The organism is Streptococcus rupicaprae, from assembly GCF_040545225.1.
GTDB classification, from domain to species: domain Bacteria; phylum Bacillota; class Bacilli; order Lactobacillales; family Streptococcaceae; genus Streptococcus; species Streptococcus rupicaprae.
On sequence record NZ_JBEPLO010000057.1, the window covers coordinates 1 to 1224 of the forward strand.

The following is a 1224-nucleotide window of genomic DNA, read 5'->3' on the forward strand; positions in this document are numbered from 1 at the left end:
TTATAATTATAAACCATGACATGAGAAAACGAGCATCTCCAACTGCGGAAATGCTCGTTTTTGTCTATTCTGAAACTAGTTTTTGCCCAGCCTCTATTTGCTTTTTTAGGCTACCTTTTAACGGGAACGCTGTTTGCCTGCGTTGCGTTTTTTCTTAGATGATCCTGGCAAGATTGCTTGGTTAGCAGGTGCTTGTGGGGTAACATCTTTTTTGTAGGATGATGTATTAATCGGCCTTGCTTTAGGAGGATTTTTAGCAAATTCCTCTGCGATTTTACGTTTGTGGTAAGGGCGAACAAAGAAATTGATGATGATTTGTTGAAGGACCTGAATCACACCTCCGATTACCCAGTAAAGGGTGACACCCGCAGGAGAAGTCAGTGAGAAGACTGTAATCATGACAGGGCTCATGTACATCATGGTCTTCATCTGTTCGCGTTGTTGAGGGTCAACTGCCTGCATGGATAGGTAGGACTGGAGGAAATAGAGAACGCCGACAATTGCTGTCAAAATCAGTGACGGCTTGCCAAGGTTGATGCCTAGGAAGGTCGCTTCTGAAATACCAGTGGTATAGCGCGCCGCGTAAAAGATGGCCGTAAAGAATGGCATTTGAATCAGAAGCGGCAAGCAACCGACACCACCAAGCATAGACACGCCATTTTCTTTTTGAACAGCCATCAGCTCCCGTTGAACCATCATCTGTTCTTGAGGGTCTTTGGCGGTTTTGAGGCGTTCTTGGATAGGGTCAAGAATTGGTTTGAGATGTTCACGACGAACAGCCTGTTCGCTAGCCTTCCATGCCTGATAGAGACCGAGGGGGAAAATCAAGAGGCGGACAACCAAAGTAGTCAAGATGATACCAATACCATAACCGAACCCTTGGTCTTTAGCGAAATAGGTAATCAGCTGGCCCATCGGTTTTACCAGAAGATTGTAAACCCAACCTTCTCCTGTTGGGACACCGTTTTTTGTGGCGACACAGCCAGCTAGAAAGAAGCTAGCCAAGACTGTTAAGGCTAGTAAGCGCAAGATTTGTTTCTTTTTCACGATATGGTTTCCTTTTTTGAAGTAATACCTTTCTATTCTACATTTTTTTAGAAGAATAGACAAGTTTTATCCTCCATCACTTCACGCCGTACGCATGAAAACTTTCTCTTCCTCCTTTTGTGCCCTGACATCAATTTTGAAAAAATAGCTGTTTAAATCAATCCTCTGCTTAACCTC

At 43.9% G+C, this 1224-nt stretch carries 1 protein-coding gene; it reads right to left on the reverse strand.

From position 1 onward, the window contains the following. Window positions 1–117: 117 nt before the first annotated feature. On the reverse strand, window positions 118–1047 hold the full coding sequence (yidC, locus tag ABID29_RS12250; RefSeq protein ID WP_354366434.1) for a membrane protein insertase YidC: 930 nt from the start codon (window positions 1045–1047) through the stop codon (window positions 118–120). Between the last annotated feature and the right edge of the window lie 177 nt (window positions 1048–1224).